14 protein-coding genes are annotated in these 15,379 nt (G+C 39.9%); 11 read left to right on the top strand and 3 right to left on the bottom strand.

The genetic code is table 11. The features are described from left to right. Nucleotides 1–10: 10 nt before the first annotated feature. The gene (fadB, locus tag BLV99_RS08830; RefSeq protein WP_092689758.1) at nt 11–2,164 is read right to left on the bottom strand and encodes a fatty acid oxidation complex subunit alpha FadB; all 2,154 of its coding nucleotides are present in this window, start codon (nt 2,162–2,164) and stop codon (nt 11–13) included. Nucleotides 2,165–2,665: 501 nt separating this feature from the next. On the opposite strand from fadB, the gene BLV99_RS08825 reads away from it, so the two are divergent. The 4 genes from BLV99_RS08825 (at nt 2,666) to pgsA (ending at nt 6,812) form a co-directional block, all read left to right on the top strand. Beyond that, nucleotides 2,666–3,079: a PH domain-containing protein gene (locus BLV99_RS08825; protein ID WP_092689755.1), complete on the top strand. Its 414-nt coding sequence runs from the start codon at nt 2,666–2,668 to the stop codon at nt 3,077–3,079. A 332-nt stretch (nt 3,080–3,411) separates the two neighbouring features. Next, nucleotides 3,412–5,217, top strand: coding sequence for an excinuclease ABC subunit UvrC (uvrC, locus tag BLV99_RS08820; RefSeq protein WP_092689753.1), 1,806 nt, complete (start codon nt 3,412–3,414; stop codon nt 5,215–5,217). A gap of 104 nt (nt 5,218–5,321) precedes the next feature. Further along, complete coding sequence (locus BLV99_RS08815; protein WP_092689750.1) at nt 5,322–6,116, top strand: thioesterase family protein; 795 nt, start codon at nt 5,322–5,324, stop codon at nt 6,114–6,116. Between the two features lie 108 nt (nt 6,117–6,224). Then, nucleotides 6,225–6,812, top strand: a complete 588-nt coding sequence (gene pgsA / locus BLV99_RS08810; protein WP_004650677.1) for a CDP-diacylglycerol--glycerol-3-phosphate 3-phosphatidyltransferase — start codon at nt 6,225–6,227, stop codon at nt 6,810–6,812. Nucleotides 6,813–7,314: 502 nt separating this feature from the next. Here pgsA and BLV99_RS08805 read toward each other — a convergent pair. Continuing rightward, the gene (locus BLV99_RS08805) at nt 7,315–7,587 is read right to left on the bottom strand and encodes an oxidative damage protection protein (RefSeq protein WP_004650676.1); all 273 of its coding nucleotides are present in this window, start codon (nt 7,585–7,587) and stop codon (nt 7,315–7,317) included. A gap of 13 nt (nt 7,588–7,600) precedes the next feature. After that, the gene (argH, locus tag BLV99_RS08800) at nt 7,601–9,031 is read right to left on the bottom strand and encodes an argininosuccinate lyase (protein ID WP_086184367.1); all 1,431 of its coding nucleotides are present in this window, start codon (nt 9,029–9,031) and stop codon (nt 7,601–7,603) included. Here argH and BLV99_RS08795 point away from each other — a divergent pair. The 7 genes from BLV99_RS08795 to BLV99_RS08765 all read left to right on the top strand — a co-directional run bounded on the left by BLV99_RS08795 (nt 9,022) and on the right by BLV99_RS08765 (nt 15,248). After that, entirely contained in the window at nt 9,022–10,176 is a 1,155-nt protein-coding gene (locus tag BLV99_RS08795; protein WP_086184366.1) for a sensor histidine kinase, read from the top strand. The genes argH and BLV99_RS08795 overlap by 10 nt on opposite strands. A gap of 53 nt (nt 10,177–10,229) precedes the next feature. After that, complete coding sequence (locus BLV99_RS08790) at nt 10,230–10,970, top strand: LytR/AlgR family response regulator transcription factor (RefSeq protein ID WP_092689744.1); 741 nt, start codon at nt 10,230–10,232, stop codon at nt 10,968–10,970. 107 nt (nt 10,971–11,077) lie between these two features. After that, the gene (gene hemC, locus BLV99_RS08785; RefSeq protein WP_086184365.1) at nt 11,078–11,995 is read left to right on the top strand and encodes a hydroxymethylbilane synthase; all 918 of its coding nucleotides are present in this window, start codon (nt 11,078–11,080) and stop codon (nt 11,993–11,995) included. A 1-nt stretch (nt 11,996) separates the two neighbouring features. Then, complete coding sequence (locus tag BLV99_RS08780) at nt 11,997–12,776, top strand: uroporphyrinogen-III synthase (protein ID WP_092689741.1); 780 nt, start codon at nt 11,997–11,999, stop codon at nt 12,774–12,776. Further along, nucleotides 12,773–13,606: a hypothetical protein gene (locus BLV99_RS08775; protein WP_092689739.1), complete on the top strand. Its 834-nt coding sequence runs from the start codon at nt 12,773–12,775 to the stop codon at nt 13,604–13,606. Before BLV99_RS08780 ends, BLV99_RS08775 begins: the two co-directional genes overlap by 4 nt. A 7-nt stretch (nt 13,607–13,613) precedes the next feature. Next, nucleotides 13,614–14,807, top strand: coding sequence for a hypothetical protein (locus BLV99_RS08770; RefSeq protein WP_092689736.1), 1,194 nt, complete (start codon nt 13,614–13,616; stop codon nt 14,805–14,807). Between the two features lie 12 nt (nt 14,808–14,819). Further along, nucleotides 14,820–15,248 (top strand): acyl-CoA thioesterase, encoded by a 429-nt coding sequence (locus BLV99_RS08765; protein ID WP_086184361.1) that lies wholly within the window; start codon nt 14,820–14,822, stop codon nt 15,246–15,248. The last annotated feature ends 131 nt before the right edge of the window (nt 15,249–15,379 follow it).

The following is a 15,379-nucleotide window of genomic DNA, read 5'->3' as shown; positions in this document are numbered from 1 at the left end:
ACGTTGCTCCTTAACCGTAGAATTTTTTGTTGTTAGCAGCCATGTCACGCAACATTTGTGGCGCTTCATAAGCTTTACCTAAGTGTGCATATTTGTCGCAAAGTGCTACGTATTCAGCTACACCCGTTTGGTCGATGTAACGGCATGGGCCACCACGGAATGGAGGGAAACCTACACCCATGATCATTGCCATATCCGCTTCAGAAGCAGTCGCTACAATGTTGTCTTCTAGGCAACGAACAGTTTCGTTACAGAAAGTCAGCATCATACGATCAATGATTTCTTGTGCATCAAACTCGTGTTTTTCAGTGGTCGCCATAGATGCAACAAGCTCATAAGCTGTTGGATCAACTTTTTTGGCTTTCTTGCCTTTACGATCAAGTTCGTACTTGTAGAAACCAACGTCATTCTTTTGACCAAGACGTTTGTTTTCGTACATGATTTCAATCGCGCCTTTGTAGTCAGGCTTCATGCGGTCAGGGAAACCTTCCGCCATGACTTCAGCACCATGAACACCTGTATCAATACCGACAACGTCAATAAGATAAGCAGGACCCATTGGCCAGCCGAATTTTTCCATGACTTTGTCGACTTGTTGGAAGTCAGCACCATCTTTAAGAAGAAGGTCAAATGCACCGAAGTAAGGGAACAATACACGGTTTACAAGGAAGCCTGGGCAGTCATTGACTACGATTGGTGTTTTACCCATTTTCTGAGCAAGAACCACAGTCGTCGCAATTGCTTCATCAGACGTTTTTTCACCACGGATCACTTCAACCAAAGGCATCATGTGAACTGGGTTAAAGAAGTGCATACCGACAAAGTTTTCAGGACGTTGTAGCGATTCTGCCAAACGTGTAATTGAAATGGTCGACGTATTTGATGCAATGATGGTGTTTTCACGCACTGATTTTTCAGTATCCGCAAGCACAGCCGCTTTGATTTTTGGATTTTCAGTTACCGCTTCAATCACGATATCCACTTCTTTAAACTCATCTAAGCTTAAAGTTGGACGAATACGTGCAAGGGTTTCACCCATTTTTGCAGCAGTCATTTTTTTGCGTTCAACTTGTTTGGTCAACAATTTGTTCGCTTCAGACATACCTAGTGCAAGTTGTGGATTACCAATATCTTTCATGATGATTGGTGTGCCTTTGCTTGCCGCTTGGTAAGCAATACCGCCACCCATAATACCCGCGCCCAATACTGCAGCTTGGTTGACAGGATGCGCACCTTTTTCATGTTTTTTCGAGGTTTTTTTCACAATTTGGTCATTGATGAATAAACCAATCAATGCGCCTGCTTGTGGTGTTACCGCAGCTTTAGCAAAACCTTCAGCTTCAATTTTTAAGGCTTCGTTACGTGGAAGGCTTGCACCTGCTTGTAAAGAATCCAATAATAATTTTGGTGCTGGGTATTGAGCTGGGTTTGCTTTTGCAAGCACCATACCTTTAGAAGAGTTAAACGCCATCATTTGTTCGATTGGGCTTAACTTCACAGGATCAAGTTTTTCTTGGCGTTTTGCTTTCCAGTCTACGCGACCAGCAAGCGCTTGTTTAACCAAGTCAATAGCAGCGTCTTTAAGTTTGTCAGCAGCAACAACCGCATCAACCGCACCATCTTTCAGTGCTGCAGCAGGTTTTTTAGGATTAGCCATCGCCATCCATTCAACTGCATTGTCAATACCAATGACACGGCTTAAACGAACCGTACCACCGAAACCTGGGTAGATCCCGAGTTTGATTTCAGGCAGACCAACTTGAGCGGCATCAGACATGACACGGTAGTCACAGACTAAGCACATCTCAAAACCGCCGCCCAATGCCATACCATTGATTGCAGCAACTTTAGGAAGCTCTAAATCTTCAAAAGCATTGAAGATGTCGTGAACAGGCATTGCCCATTCCATAATTGCTTTTTCGCCCTGAGCAAAGTTCTCACCAAATTCAGTGATGTCTGCACCAACGATAAATGTTGATTTACCGCTTGTCACGATTAAACCTTTAACGTCGCTATTGGCTTTTACAGCCTCAATAGCGGCTTTAAAATCTTCAATGGTTGCACGGTTAAATTTGTTGACCGACTCACCTTGTAAGTCAAAGCGGAATTCTGCAATTCCGTCCGAAAGCATTTGGACGGTAATGGCATTGCCAGCGTGGATCATGCCTGATCTCCTTTATTTTGGAGGACTTCTTAAGTTGATGTTTTGAAGTATGTACGCAGTTTTCACGTACATTAAACTTCGCTAATCTTACGATAACTATATCTAAAAAGAACATAACAAGTTGTATCAAGCCGTGACGCAAGGGTCATCAATTTTTTTTCAATAATCCCATATGTTTAACAGTTCATTTTTAGATATATTTTATTGCAATGTTATAAAACTTTTGTTTCAGTTCACATTTTTTACTTTTTAAGCCTGTTATATATTGGGTGATTGAGTTTAATTTCAAGCTGTTTTTATCTTGGTTTTTAGTCAAAAAAGTCAATTGCCCTTTTGAAAGAGCATGGCGTGATGCATGTTTCGCTGTAGGATCAAGCTTGGTGTACGTGCATTTTCCAGATTACAATTTAAAGAAAAAGTTTAAATCCATAAAATAAATAGGTCTTTTATGTTTCATCGACTTTGCTTTGTGTAAGATATAAGCCTAACCAAGGAAGCCCTATGCAAAAGTTTCGTTCAAAAATAGATTGGTGGATTTTAGCTTTTTTTATTGCGATGTCTGGTCTGTTGCTACAGCTAGTGTTGACCATGTATGCAAAGGGGACGCTCAGTCAAAACCTATTATTTGCGGTGGTCTATACGTTAACGATTGTGTTGATTTGGTGGCCTGTGCTCAATACCCGATATGTGATTGATAAAGACACATTGGTCATTACCTATTTATTTTTTAAATGGAAAATTCCGCTATCCAATATTCAAAAAGTGACAAAAACAGACTTTTCCATTTCATCGCCAGCGTTGTCTTTAGATCGTTTGCGGATTGATTATTTAAAAGATGGGCAAACAAAATTTATTTTACTTTCACCGCGAAATAAAGAGGCTTTTTGCCAAGCACTCAATATCACACTGCAATAGTTTTTGCAGCGCAATTTTTATCATTGCGTGGGATGCGTTGAATCGAATGAACGGTGCATTATGTGTTGATTGACAAGTTCAATCTCAAAAAGTGCATGATAAAAAAGGTTCAGTCATGCTCTTTTAAGTGGATGAAATCCATATTGCATATTGGCTTTTATTCAGCAGGTCATTGATGGGTCAAATGTCGTGTAGCAAAATATAGATCATCATTTTGATAAAGTTAAATATTTTTATTTCCATTCAGTGAAACTAGATTTACCGATTTAAAGCTTGAAAAAGCCTGTAAAAGCATCACATCATGTCATGTCTATTTAGATTATAGGTTTGTCGTGAACGAAAACGCACGTGACAATATTGAAAAGATTTTAGCCCATATGACAACCTTGCCCGGTGTTTATCGCATGCTCGGTAAAGACGGTGAATTGCTGTATGTCGGCAAAGCAAAAAATCTGAAAAACCGCGTGTCGAGCTACTTTGTAAAAACCATCGAGCATCCCAAAACACAGGCGTTGGTGGCCCGTATTTATGACATTGAAACGCTGATTGTTCGTTCCGAAACAGAAGCCTTATTGCTTGAACAAAATCTGATTAAGCTGCATCGACCACCGTACAATATTATGTTGCGCGATGATAAATCCTACGTTTATATTTTTATCTCCAGTGACAAGCCATATCCAAGAATTGCCAGTGGGCGGGGGAAGGGCAAACATCAGCAAGGTAAATTTTTTGGCCCGTACCCAAGTGCATACAATGCCCGCGATACCTTGTTGGTTTTACAAAAACTCTTTAATGTGCGCCAATGTGAAAATAGCTATTTTTCACAGCGTAAACGTCCATGTTTGCAGTATCAAATTAAACGCTGTACCGCGCCGTGCGTTGGTTTGATTTCGCCTGAAGATTATCAGCAAGATGTTCAAAATTCGATACGATTTTTACAGGGTGATACTAAAGAACTCAATCAAGAGTGGATTGCCAAAATGGAAGCTGCTGCTGAAGCTTTGGAGTTTGAAAAAGCAGTATTTTACCGTGATCGTATGGCACTGCTACGTGATGTGCAGTCACAACAAGCGATTTATACAGTCAAAGGTGAAGCGGATATTCTGGCGATTGCCTATCATGCAGGGGTGACCTGTGTGCAGATTATGTATGTCCGCAATGGCAAAATGCTCGGTGGGAAAAGCTATTTCCCTGATATGTTGGGCGATGATTTAGGGCAAATGTTATCGGACTTTATGGCGAACTTTTATTTTCAGGTGGCAGATGAAGTTCCCAATGAGTTGATTATCAATACCGAATTACCAAACAGCAAAGAATTAGAGCAAGCACTACAACAGGCATTTGATAAAAAGGTGCAGATTAAGCACAAGGTACGAGAAACCCGTGCTGAGTGGCTTGAGCTGGCAAATATGAATGTTCAGCATGCGATTAAAGGGCAACTGGCCAACCATTTTGAATTGAATGAGCGTTTTCATCAGCTTGAGCAAGTGGTGGGGCGACCGATTGATCGTATAGAATGTTTTGATATTTCACATACTATGGGCGAAGCCACGATTGCCTCTTGTGTGGTGTTTGATACTGGCGGTGCACGAAAACGTGATTATCGTCAATTTTCCATCGAAGATATTACTGGCGGTGATGACTATGCTGCCATGCGCCAAGCCCTGACACGGCGTTATAAAAAAGCCATGTTGCCTGATTTACTCTTGATTGACGGCGGTAAAGGTCAATTGCACATGGCCATGCAAGTGATGCAAGAACTTGGATTAGATGCATTTATGGTGGGGGTGTCTAAAGGCGAAGGGCGCAAACCGGGGTTGGAAACGCTGCATTTCACCGATGGCACAAAAATTCAATTAGCAGAAGACCATAAAGCACTGCATTTGATTCAACAGGTGCGTGATGAAGCCCATCGTTTTGCCATTACCAAACATCGTGCCAAACGCGATAAAAAACGCGGTGGCTCGGTTTTAGAAGCCATTCCAGGATTAGGGCCAAAACGTCGCCGTGATTTATTGACTCATTTTGGTGGCATTCAAGGCGTGCTGAAAGCTTCAGAAAAAGAGCTCATGCTGGTATCTGGACTGGGGGAAGTCATGGCGAGAACCATTTATAAAATTCTGCATGAAGCCATTTAGGGCCGATTAGCAAAAATGCTCACTGACGCATGAGTCATTGATCATTCACAACACTACAAAATCAGTGAAAGATAGCGTAAAGCAAAAACGATAAAGGACAAAGCATGTCATTGCGCCAATTATTCACAGAAATTGAACAAGATGAGTGGGTCAATATCCCGCAAGGTTGGTTACAAGGACGCACTATTTATGGTGGTTTAGTGGCAGGGATGATGATGCAAAAGGCTTTGGTGACCATCGCTGATCCAGCAAAACGCTTACTCAGTACCAGTGTCACCTTTGTTGGTCCAGTACAAGAACGTAAGGCACGACTCACGGCTGAAATTTTAAGACAAGGCAAGTCAGTCACCACCATTGAAGTGCGTTTATGGCAAGATGATGCAGTACAAAGTATTTTAATTGCCAGTTTTGGTACACAGCGTGAATCAAGCATTCAAGTAAAACAAGAGCGAACAGCGCCTATCTATCCAGAGCCACAAAGCCTCGCTAAACTTCCTCAGCAGGCCGCGATGCCACAGTGTTATCAACAATTTGATGTGTGCTGGGCAGAAGGCAATTATCCTTGTACTGCCAGTGCGAAACCTGACTTTGGCGGCTGGTTCCGTTTTAATCCAACTCAGCATGCAAACGATGAATTAACGGTTGCAGAACTGATGACCTTACTAGATATCTGGCCACCGGGGGTATTGCCGATGTTTCAAACACTGGCACCTGCCAGTTCCCTGACATGGCATGTGACTTATGTTCATCCAGTACAGCACCAATTATACGATTGGTTTAAATATAAAGTATTTACTGACTATGCGGCAGAAGGTTATTCCACCGAATATGCACATCTGTGGGATGCGGAAAATAGATTGATTGCAATTTCTAGGCAGACAGTTACCGTGTTTGCCTAGTGACACTGTATAGCAATTCGTATAAAGTGAGTCTGAATTAACGATGAATCAATTCTCAGAATATGTGTGGTTTTTCATCGTACATAAAGGGGAACATTGGCGGTGTCTATGACTACAGGTCGAATCCTGAATATTCCAAATATCTTGACTTTGGCGCGTATAGCTTTAATACCCGTTTTTTTGTTGGTGGCTTATTGGCCACCAATAATCGGTGCTGCTGAGCAAGACAGTAACATGACTCGTCACATGATTTTAACGGCTATTTTTGTGGTTGCAGCTATAACAGATTGGTTCGACGGGTACTTGGCACGTTCACTCAATCAAACCTCTGCATTTGGTCGGTTTCTTGACCCTGTTGCAGATAAGCTGATGGTCGCAGCTGCACTGATTGTTTTGGTGCAATGGCAACCCAGTATTTCGATGGCATTTGCCGCAATTGTGATTATTTCACGTGAAATCACGGTTTCTGCTTTGCGTGAATGGATGGCAGAACTCGGTGCGCGTACCAGTGTTGCAGTATCGACTGTGGGTAAATATAAAACGGCTTTTCAGATGATTGCAATTTCAGTGTTCTTGTTGAATTGGCAACCGCTTGAAACCTTGGCTTATCTTTTGCTCTATACCGCGGTAATTCTAACTTTGTGGTCAATGTTTATTTATTTAAAAGCCGCATGGCCTTACCTTAAACAGCCTTAAGGTGCGCTTTGAAGAATTCAGTCAAAACGCCTCTATGAAGGCGTTTTTTTATTTCAATGGATTGGTTTTAAAAATCATCAAAAAAATGCGAGACAAAAAAAATTCTAGATTTTGGGGGAAATCTAGAATTGAAATCGAAAATACTTGTATTTTTATAAGATGTTTAACCATCTTCTTGGGATTGAGTATAAGAGAATGAGTTTCTAGAGTCATGTAGGTTATTGTGTTGTAATGTATCGTTTTATTTAGAAATGTAGTTTCGGTTTACAGTTATTTCTAAATGTTAAAAAATGACTGAAACATCGCCATGCTTTTCGGGTTCTAACCAGTGAACTGTTGCGCTTAAAAACAGAATTTCGTGCAAATAGAGAGCAAAAAAGCCCCATTTAAAGGGGCTTTTTATTTAAAGCGATATGAATATCGCTTTAAATCTTAAATTGTAGACACTTTACGAATTAAAGCCAGTGTAGCGTGCTAGTCTTACAGAAAATAAGGCCATACCTTATTTTTCGGCAGTCCAACCTTCAGCTTTTTCCACAGACTCATCATTGCTAAAGAATTTTTCGCGTTGTTCTTCTAAAAACTTCTTCGCATCTGCTTCAAACACATTTAAACGTTTTTCATTGATTAACGTCGTTTGGTGCTTTAGCCATTCTTGCCAAGCTTGTTTAGATACAGTTTCAAAAAATTCTTGACCTTTTGCACCCGGAAAAGGTGCAAAGTCTAAGCCTTCCATTTCTGTTTGATATTTACGGCAAAAAACCTGTCGAGACATCTCTCATTCTTCCTTAAGCGTAAAGTTTTTCTAAGCGAGTATAAGCACGTGCAATCGCTGCTTCCACTTGAGCAGGTGCAGTCCCACCAATGTGATTACGTGCATTGACAGAAGCTTCTAGCGTGAGGGCTTTTTCAAAGACATCTTCAGAAATTAAATCTGAGAATTGTTGTAATTGTTCAAGTGTAAGTTCAGATAAATCTTTAGACTCTTGAACACCCAGTGCGACCGCTTTACCGACAATTTCATGGGCATCACGAAATGCCACGCCATTCTTAACTAAATAGTCGGCCAGATCGGTTGCTGTTGAGAAACCACGCAGTGCAGCTTCACGCATAATTTCAATGTTGGGTACAAGCGCAGGAATCATGTCTGCAAATGCCATCAGTGAACCACGAACAGTATCAATCGCATCAAACAAGGGTTCTTTATCTTCTTGGTTGTCTTTGTTATACGCTAAAGGCTGACCTTTCATCAGGGTTAAAAGACTCATTAAGTCGCCATAGACGCGACCTGTTTTACCTCGAATGAGTTCTGGAACATCTGGATTTTTCTTCTGCGGCATAATGGAAGAGCCTGTGCAGAAACGGTCAGGAATATTGACAAATTTGAACTGTGCAGAAGTCCAAAGAATCATTTCTTCCGACATACGCGACAAGTGCATCATGATAAGCGATGCAGCCGCATTGAATTCAATGCCAAAGTCACGGTCAGAAACCGCATCCAGTGAGTTTTCACACACGGCTTCAAAACCTAACAGTTCCGCAGTGTATTCACGTTCAATCGGATAGGTTGTGCCTGCAAGCGCAGCAGAACCTAAAGGTAAGCGATTGACACGTTTACGACAGTCAATCAAACGCTCAGAGTCACGCACTAACATTTCAAACCATGCCATTAAGTGATGACCAAAAGTCACAGGCTGTGCTGTTTGTAAATGGGTGAAGCCCGGCATAATGGTTTGGGTATTTTTAGCTGCTAAGCCCAAAATTCCTTTTTGTAATTTTTCCAGTAATGTTAAAATCGCATCAATTTCGTCACGCACGTATAAACGAATATCTGTTGCGACTTGGTCGTTACGGCTACGACCGGTATGTAATTTCTTACCTGTGATCCCAATACGTTGAGTCAAACGCGACTCAATGTTCATGTGTACATCTTCTAGATCAATGCGCCATTCAAAGTTACCTGCTTCAATGTCTGCCTGAATTGCAGTTAAGCCGGTGATGATGTCGTCACGTTCTTGCTCAGTCAGTACACCCACTTTTGCGAGCATGGTTGCATGTGCAATAGAACCTGCAATATCTTGTTTATAAAAGCGTTGGTCAAATTGTACAGATGCTGTAAATTCAGCAACAAAAGCGTCAGTAGCTTCAGAGAAACGACCGCCCCACATACCCGAAGTTTGGGTTTGTGACGGATTTGAGGAATTAGAAGATGTGGTCATGTCGGCTCAATAAGATAAAAAGCATTAGAACTAAGAACAGTATAACAAATTCAGGTTCACTTGCCGAAGGACAAGATGACCAAACTTTTGCTCATACAAAGGGAAATAAGACATACGCCTATTTTTTTACGAAAATCGGGCGTTGGCAACATTTAATCGAATTATTTATTGCCAGTAATATTTTGGCGATGATTTTAGCTTTAGCAGAAGCGCAATCATGGGGCGCTTTAAGTGTAGACCGATTGCTGCAATATATGTTGTTTATCAATTGGATTTTACTGTGTTTTGTCGCATTGATTGAACGATTTCAGCAAAAATTTCAGCATTTAAGTTTTGCACAAGCGTTATGTACTGGCTTTATTCTGTTGCAAGTTATTTTGTTGCTGACCACTGTTGCACTCAATGGCTTGATTTATTTCGGACAAAATTTTCACTTGCATCATTTAACAGCAGATATTTTATTTGATGGTGTGATGTTACATTTGGGCTATGGGGTGCTGATTGGGACATTTTGTTTTCGCTATTTGTATTTGCGCGAGCAATGGGCACGACAACAAAATAGTGAACTCAATGCACGTGTTCAAGCCATGCAAGCCCGTATCCATCCACATTTTTTGTTTAACAGTTTAAATAGTGTGATTAGTTTAATTAGCATCGACCCCGATAAAGCGGAGCAAATGTTATTGAATTTATCACGGTTATTTCGTGCAAGTTTTCAAGAGCTTAAATTAGTCAGATTAAGAGATGAGATTGAACTGTGTCAGCGTTATTTAGCCATTGAACAGATTCGATTAGGTGATCGATTGCAAGTAGAATGGAAATATGATGAGGAAGTTCTCTTTTCTCATATACAAATTCCGTTATTAACTTTACAACCTTTAGTTGAAAATAGTATTTTTCATGGAGTTGAAAAATTCTTAACAAAGAGTACGATAAGTATATTGGTCGAAATATTGCAAAATCAAGTCAATATAGTCATTACTAACCCTTACACACAGGATAAAATAACATTACGACAAGGAAATGGAATTGCAGTTGATAATGTAAAACAGCGTTTACAAGCTTATTATGGACGCGGTGTGGTCTTTCAGACCTATGCAGGGAAGGGGATATTTACCACAGTTGTGCAATATCGATATAAATAAGAAATCATAGTTAACCTATAAAAAAAATGATGTTGACTGGGAAAGGAGGAGAAATGGACATCCTAATTTGTGATGATGAACCTCTCGCAGTAGAGCGCTTATCACGTTTAGTCACTCAACTAGGGCATCAAGTCGTTGCAACAGCCACACATGGTCAGCAGGCGCTTGATCTGGCTCAATTTCACGAGCCAGATGTCGTACTTTTAGATATTCAAATGCCTGAAATGGATGGCTTGAGTTGTGCACAGTATTTGCGTCAGCTTGATTTTATGCCCGCCATTATCTTTTGTACTGCTTATGACGAACATGCTTTAGATGCATTTAAGTCACATGCAGAGGGCTATTTATTAAAACCCGTGATGCAGCAGGAATTGCAACAGGTTTTAGATCATTTAACAAAACTGACTCAAGCACAAATGAGCACGTTAAAACAAAAAGAAGATATGGACGAATTAAACATAAAACGCCATCAAATCGTGGCGAAAACCTACCGAGGTGTAGAGTTAGTACCTGTAGAAAATATTTATTATTTTTTAGCAGATCAAAAATATGTCACGGTACGCCATAAGAATGGCAATTTACTGATTGATGAAACCTTAAAAGACTTAGAAAATGAATTTGGCGATCAATTTATTCGCATTCATCGAAATGCCTTGGTTTCAGTACATTTTTTGGATGGACTCGAAGTGATTAGTTCAGGACAGTATCAAGTTCGTTGTCGTGAACTGGAGGAGCGTTTGGCCGTGAGCAGGCGTCATTTGCCGCATTTAAGAGAGCGAATACAGAAAATGTAAAGCGGATGTTCATGGTTTTGCTGACAACAAGTGCGCAAATTTACTTGCATTTTTAAGTCAGCACGTTAAGTTTAGAACAACGCACTTATTGACTGTTTCTAAAATTTATGAAAATTTTGAAGATTGCAACTCGACAAAGCCCGCTTGCCTTATGGCAAGCCGAACATATTCGTGCCCGTTTAGAGGCAATGCATGCTGATCTTAAAGTTGAGTTGGTGACCTTCGTGACGCAAGGTGACAAAATCTTAGATACGCCTTTGGCCAAAATTGGCGGCAAAGGTTTATTTGTGAAAGAGTTAGAAGAAGCATTGCTTGATGGTCGTGCTGACTTAGCTGTTCATTCTATGAAAGATGTGCCTATGGCATTGCCTGAAGGATTAACGCTTGCGGTGATCTGTGAACGAGAAGATCCGTTGGATGCTTTTGTTTCAAATACATATCACAGTTTTGCTGAATTACCGCATGGGGCAAAAGTCGGTACTTCAAGTCTGCGTCGTAAATGCCAGATTTTAAAACAGCGCCCAGATCTTGAAATTGTTGACTTGCGCGGGAATGTTGGTACGCGTTTATCTAAATTAGATGCAGGTTTGTATGATGCCATTATTTTGGCCAGTGCGGGTTTAAAGCGCCTCGGTTTGGCAGATCGTATTCGTCATACCTTACAAGTTGAAATTAGTTTACCTGCCGTCGGACAAGGTGCATTGGGCTTGGAATGTCGTGCTGCGGATCAAGCGGTACTGGATCTTATTTTGCCGCTGTTACATGATGAAACCGATATTTGTGTGCGTGCAGAACGCGCTTTCAATGCGTATTTGGAAGGCGGTTGCCAAGTGCCCATTGCAGGTTATGCCGCTTTAAGTCAAGGTCAACTCCACATTGAAGGTCGTGTCGGTAGTGTTGATGGTGCAACTTTATTGAAAGTTGCACTTAAGGGTACTCCTGAGCAAGCTGAACAGTTGGGTGAAACGCTGGCTCAAAAGTTACTTGAACAAGGCGCAGGCGATTTGCTTAAAGCGTTCTATTAAAATGTTGTTTATTAATACACGTCCCCAAGATCGTGCCGAAAATTTGAGTCATGCATTACGCATGGCTCAAATTGAAGTGTTGGATTTACCTTTATTGGAATTGGTGGCCCAGCCTTGGTCAGACAGCCTATCAGATCTTTATCAACGATTGCCTGCTACTCAGGTGATTGTTGTGGTCAGCCCAACAGCGGTTGAAATTGGGATGGCTTATTTAAGCAAAGCTTCTTTATCACTTGAGGCTATTCAGCATATCCAGTGGATTGCCGTCGGGGACACGACAGCGCAAGCTTTAGCTAAATATGGGATTACGGCAGAAGTTCCTTTGGTGGAAACATCAGAGGGGATGTTACAGCTGCCCATTTTACAAACCTTGAGTGCGGGGACGGGTATTGCTTTTTGGCGTGGTGAAGGCGGTCGTCTGTTTATGATGGATCATTTGAAACAGCAAGGCATAGATATTCTCAATTTTGTGTTATATCAGCGTCGTTGCCCTATATTGACCCAACAGAATTTCCCTCATTTATTGGCTAAATTGGCACAAGAAAAACAATATTATATGGTGGTGAGTAGTGAAGCGAGCTGGATCAATTGGATTGATCTCATGCAAGCTAAAGATGAGATTATTGCCAAAGGGCATTACTTGGTTTTGGGGCAGCGCTTGTATCAAGTTGTTTCAGATTATAAAAAAAATCATCCAGCATGTTTTAATGTCACGCGATTATCTGATTTAAAAACAGATTCAATTTTGCAGCAGATTGCAGTTGTGCAAGGGAACACATGAAGAAAATTTTCATTTTATTACTCGTTTTAGGTCTGCTCTGGATTTTAAAATTAAGTTATGACGTATTTGAAATTACTGCACAACAGACAGAACTCAGCAATAGTCTGCACCGTATTGAACAAAGCAATGCAAATTTAAATGACCAGCTCGTGGCTTTACAACGTCATGTCAATGTTAAAGATGCGTCGGTCAGTCCAAATCAACCTGATGTAACAACAATACAACCTTCAAGCATAGATCCGATTTTTGTTGTGAAGCAGCAACTAGATTTAATTGAATTTATGTTGCAACAGCAAAAATTTAATGATGCCTTAGATAAACTCATGCAGCTCGATCGTAATCTAGAGCAATATGCTTTGGCACCGTCATTGAAGCAAAGTTTGCATCAGGTGATTCAGAAAGATCAACAGGTGATTCAGCAATTTGTGAGTGCTCGAGTTGCTCAGCAAGAAAAACTCGATGTGATTATGCGTCAGCTTGATCAAGCATTAACACAAGAAATCAAGACGCCACAATTAAATGCAAGCCAACCACAAAATAAATATTTTTGGCAGCGTTGGATTGTGATTGAACCTGCGAAGCAACCCGCCGTGGCTTTAATGCAAAGACCTTTAATTTTAAAAGAAGTGCAATTGCGACTATTAATTGCACAGCAGGCTTTGCAACAAGGTCAGTATCTAGAATACCAAAAATCGCTGCTACAAATGATTGAACTACTGAATCAGCTACCCGATCAGAAGTCACGACAACTGATTCAAAATATCCAAAAAATAAAAGGATTTACGGTTATTCCTACGCCAATTTTAAATACGCGTGCATTATTGGGGTAAGAAATTAATGAAACAGGTTTTACTTGCATATGCTTTTATTAGTTTAATTATAATCGCAGTACTGAGTGTTTTAAGTTACGGTTATGGTGCAGGTTATGTCTATTTATATTGGCGTGAATGGCAAATTCAAACCAATATTTGGATCATTTTTATTTCTCTCGCTGTGCTGTCTTTAATGACGCAATTATTTTGGTTGTTTATTAAGCGTTATTTAACCCGAGAGCAACGTAAATTAGAAACCATTTTTAATTTTAAAAATTTGCATCCTTATGAGCAATTAGCGGTGGTTTGGTTATTAGAAGCTGCTCAAGACCAACATGCATTTATTCAAGGTGTTTTTTCTCAATCGGGTTTATTAAAAGGGATTATTGATTCACGACTCTATTGGATGCAGCAACAATATCCACAAGCACTTGCACAATTAAATCAAACCAATGCCATGGCATTTGAATTGGCTGAAATTCAACGGATTGAAATTTACCTTGCGCAAAATGACAGTGAACAAGCCTTAACCCATCTTGAGTTTTTAAATCAGCATGAGCTTTCACCTTGGTTAAACGATGTAAAAAGTGCCTATGATTTACGTTTAACAGCACTATGGGGGAAGTTTGCCCTTCAATTTCCGTGGATGTATTTGCGTTCGAATAAATATGGACATTTAGGCACCGAAACCAAACAAGCATGGCTACAACAGTTATTACTTGATTTTGATCAAGCAGATATGGAAAGTTTACAAAATTTACAACAGCGTTATTTAGACTTGGCAGATCAAATTTATAATCGAAATTATGAGATAAAGACGTTATGGTTAAAAGTATTATCTCGTATGCCAGAAATGAGTGAACAACATGAAGATTTGGCATTACATTTATTAGATGAACAATTTAATCAAGACGTTTTTTATTTATGGTTCCAACAGCAATTATTAAAGCAAAACCCTGATTATTTAAAGGTTGAGCAGCGGATTGAATATTGGGAAAATAAATATCCTTCTTTACCTGTATTTTCCTTTGCAAAATGGCATATCTATACAGCAACAGCACGAGAAGAAGAAGCGAATAAAATGCTTGAATTATATCCAGATAACGTAATGATAAATTATTTACGGGTGAAGTCTACCTTAAAAGGTCAGGATGATTTGATCAAACAGTTAAATTTAATATTTGAAAATAATGCAAATTTTGTAGAAATTAAAATATAGCGAGTAGAGTTAATGTTAATGCTGTCAGATTATCCCATTATTCATATACAGTCAGTCGCATGGGGTGATATGGATGCTTTTGGTCATGTAAATAATGTGCTGTATTATCGTTATATAGAAAGTGCTCGCATTCGTTATATGGATGAACTTAATATTTTTCAACATGATGTTTATACAGTGGTTGCATCAAATCAGTGCAAATATATTCGTCCAGTCTTTTATCCAGATCAACTTAAAATTGGTGCGCGTGTAGAAGAAATGCGTAATAGTGCGCTTCGAATGAGTTATTTATTATGGAGTGAGCAGCAGCAGGCTATTGTTGCATTAGGCGAAGCGGTGATGGTTTGTGTGGATAAAGAAAATATGCTTAAAATGTCTATCCCTGAAATAATTCGGCAGAAAGTGACAAAAATTGAATTAATGGTTAATCATCAAATTTAAAAACATTTAGAAATGTAGTCATTAAAATATAGAAGTATACGCCAATCTCAACTTTTTAAGTCATTGAAATAAAAAGGACATAACCTCATTTTAAATCCGTCTATGAAAATAAAATTACAGTTATGTCCACT

It is taken from the genome of Acinetobacter kyonggiensis, from assembly GCF_900107285.1.
Classification (GTDB): domain Bacteria; phylum Pseudomonadota; class Gammaproteobacteria; order Pseudomonadales; family Moraxellaceae; genus Acinetobacter; species Acinetobacter kyonggiensis.
The sequence above is the reverse complement of the archived record's forward strand: the minus strand, read 5'-3'. Positions and strand labels throughout refer to the sequence as shown.